The organism is Paenibacillus sp. Y951, assembly GCF_056786395.1.
The window spans coordinates 1-3039 of record NZ_JBXCIY010000050.1; the positions used below are offsets into that span (position 1 = coordinate 1).

At 39.1% G+C, this 3039-nt stretch carries 6 protein-coding genes; 3 read left to right on the forward strand and 3 right to left on the reverse strand.

The features are described from left to right. Together AC1TPB_RS24620 and AC1TPB_RS24625 are read left to right on the forward strand one after the other, a co-directional pair. Window positions 1-207, forward strand: a 207-nt coding sequence (locus AC1TPB_RS24620; RefSeq protein WP_482078910.1) for a GMP synthase (glutamine-hydrolyzing), incomplete at its 5' end; no start/stop codon positions are given. Window positions 208-571: 364 nt separating this feature from the next. Next, window positions 572-682, forward strand: a complete 111-nt coding sequence (locus tag AC1TPB_RS24625; protein WP_482078911.1) for a DUF2277 family protein — start codon at window positions 572-574, stop codon at window positions 680-682. A 158-nt stretch (window positions 683-840) separates the two neighbouring features. Here AC1TPB_RS24625 and AC1TPB_RS24630 read toward each other — a convergent pair whose 3' ends face one another. Genes AC1TPB_RS24630 through AC1TPB_RS24640 form a run of 3 tightly spaced genes read right to left on the reverse strand, consistent with a single transcriptional unit; the run spans window position 841 to window position 2084 of the window. Beyond that, window positions 841-1449 (reverse strand): permease, encoded by a 609-nt coding sequence (locus AC1TPB_RS24630; RefSeq protein ID WP_482078912.1) that lies wholly within the window; start codon window positions 1447-1449, stop codon window positions 841-843. Between the two features lie 3 nt (window positions 1450-1452). After that, entirely contained in the window at window positions 1453-1794 is a 342-nt protein-coding gene (locus tag AC1TPB_RS24635; protein ID WP_482078913.1) for a hypothetical protein, read from the reverse strand. Further along, complete coding sequence (locus AC1TPB_RS24640) at window positions 1752-2084, reverse strand: TetR/AcrR family transcriptional regulator (protein WP_482078914.1); 333 nt, start codon at window positions 2082-2084, stop codon at window positions 1752-1754. The genes AC1TPB_RS24635 and AC1TPB_RS24640 overlap by 43 nt, the downstream gene beginning before the upstream one ends. 212 nt (window positions 2085-2296) lie before the next feature. Here AC1TPB_RS24640 and AC1TPB_RS24645 point away from each other — a divergent pair, with 212 nt between their 5' ends. Then, window positions 2297-2824, forward strand: a complete 528-nt coding sequence (locus AC1TPB_RS24645; RefSeq protein ID WP_482078915.1) for a hypothetical protein — start codon at window positions 2297-2299, stop codon at window positions 2822-2824. Window positions 2825-3039 lie beyond the last annotated feature (215 nt).

Here is a 3039-nt window from a genome sequence, read left to right on the forward strand (position 1 = left end):
GGTGTAATGGGCGACGCTCGTACGTACTCTTACACAGTTGGTATCCGTGCAGTAACATCTATCGATGGTATGACAGCAGACTGGGCACGTATCCCTTGGGATATCTTAGAGAAGATCTCTGTTCGGATCGTGAATGAAGTAGATAACGTTAACCGTATTATATATGACATTACTTCCAAACCGCCTTCCACGATTGAGTGGGAATAGGGTATTATAATATAAAAAACTTGAAGAGCCTGTTTATATGCAGGATTTCTTCAAGTTTTTTTTTGATTGAATACTAGCTTTGATACAATGGATAGCCAGCGACAACATCAGTAGTAGTTTTAGTGAAATGATGAGACTAACCAGCACGAGCTTGAGGAGCATTGGATTAATGTTCACTTTCGAGTGAAACATCAGTCTCTGTCATTTATGCCGCTGGAGATATTCTGAATCATAAAGGTACGCTTACATTGAGGATTCTAGATTTAACTAACCTTACTTTCGTAACTGGGAATGGAATAATTACTAGTGAAGGTGAATAAAGCGTAGTAAAATAATAAATAAGAAAAGTAAAACGGAAATCGTTATGTGCAGAAATATTAAGACGCTATTCAACTTTGCTCCATCGGCTACTGATGTAGAAATTGAACGTGCTCGGAGCAAAGCAGCGAAAAGGCTATTATTCCCTTTTCGTTAAATTTAAAGATTTTAGGAGGCGTTTTTCGTTTGAAAGAATCAATTGTATATTGATGAAGCATAGCTCAAACAAAAGAGTATATAAAATGAGAAATTGTTGTGAGTAGGGGCCTTGTTTTTAAGTCTTAAACTTGGTGTAAATCGAGCGGTTGTCTTCAGTTACAGTGATAAAATATCTGTTAAAAACGAAAAGAGCAATAATATAGATATAACTGTACCGGCTAAATAGGCACGCCTAATAGCTGCTTTTGGTTGTGTACCAGTACTTACCACCATTAAAGTGTCTTTCTTCGCTTTTGCCACAGACCAATAGAAATATAACGTAGCCCCTGTTAAAACAATTAGACCTTCTATCACTAAGCTAACAACTGGTAGCTCCCATAGTCCAAATCCAAGCAGCGGAAACTCGCCGATATTGCCGGGGAGGATTGGCATATCACTGCGATGTACGACCAGATCAATGAGCCAATGGCTAAAGGTTAGTGAGCCGATGACGATTGCGGCACGTAGATTCCATACTCGCCAAGCAATCATGCTCGCAATAATGGCCAGTACTAAAGCTCCTACAAGTGAGTGAGTATAATCTGCATGTATGATAACTTCACCATAGCCACCTTTACCGATTGGTTCTAGTGACTCAGCACCAGTGAGTAAGAGTGGAATAAAAGCAATATCAAGTAGCTGTGTGCTTACCATTAACGCCCATATTGGAACCTTAGGCTCGATCGGTTTCATAGCGGCGGCAAGACCAAAATGTCCAGTAAACATTTATTAAGCCTCCTTTGAGGAACTTTTTAATTGCATTCTAAATCCATGCATAAGTGTTTCGAACGCATTCTCGAAAGTTGAAGAAAAACGGTTCAAGATCGAATCCGCTGACTCATCAGAAAGTGTATAAGTGCCAATGATCCCACGAAGCATGTAGAAATAAATACGAGAGAAGTTAAGGAGCTGTTCATCCTCTAGTATTTCTAGCTCGCTTCGCAACAGTTGCGAGAGAATACCGAACATTTGATTACGTAATTGATTGATTTCCAAATCAGGTTGTGGTTCATCGACACGAACGGCTTTTACCTCAAAAAAATAGTGTACATGCTTCTGTTCTCCAGACAAAACCGAACGAATAACTCATTCAATCGCTGTAATTTCTGCATAGGTGAATGAGCCTTATCCACGGCAGCTTGGCTCAAAGTGACTTTGAACTGTTGTAAGGGCTGCATCGATAAGGCATGAAGTAATGCTTCCTTATCACGGAAGTAAATATAAATCGTTGTGTGTGAGCAACCTGCTTCCTTAGCGATTTCTCGAATTGTGACTGGTCCATATCCCCGAGTGCTAAACAGTTTTTCAGCTGCTACGATAATGGATCGTTTAGTTTCTTCTGGAGACTGCTCTTTTCTCATTGAGCGACTATCCCTCCCATGCTTCTAATTATCATATAACCAATGGTTATATGATAATTCAAACTTGCAAGTTATGTCAATGATTAAAAACAGTATCTTGCAACATTTTCCACTATTTTCCGTTTGTTAGTATACGTACATACTTATGAATGATCATGCAGTAAAGCTAAATGGCTTGTAAGTCACATCATATACAATTTAGTGGAGGTAATATGGCAACAAGGGTCTATTTATTTTTGGAGGAGAAAGAATTTGCAATGGAAGCATGGGAGGGTGCAAATCTGGAAATTAAGCATTGCGTCGATAACCATCGAATAACGGTACATCCAGGACTTAATTCCAACCATGCTGATATTGAAATTAATTGTGAAGACATACAACTGACACTGAGGTTTAGCCTGCGCGATTTGTGGCAGGAGAAATCGTTGATGCTTGCATCGATCAATCAAAGCGTTGTTTACGATCAAAATGATGAAAATTTTGAGTTCTGGGATGTTATTCCACCTTTTGGGGTCGTAGAGCTATTTGGAATTGAATTCAAGCGGGGGAAAGAAACGACAGAAGCAGAAGTTCAAGCTTTTTTCTTATTACTGGATCATTTTCTGCTAAAGCATTTTATGATGTACGTGTTTCTTGAAAGTGAGATACCGTGGATTCTTCCACATATCCTAGATTGGACCCACATACGAAAAGAGTTTTACCATAATGGAGTAAAAGGATATCGGTTAGCCAATTACTGATAGGAATGGAGGCTTATGTGATGAGAATGTATACTGACCCTAGAGGTGAAGCTTACAAGCAAGTGATAGATTTGGCGATACGTAATTCGGAATGATTCGTAACTTCTTGTACAACGTATGTCAAGTTGAAGGTAACTGGACGATGGAATCATTCATCGAAAATACGATTGCCGATATTCGTAAGCAAGTAGGTAATAATAAAGTTCTTTGTGCAC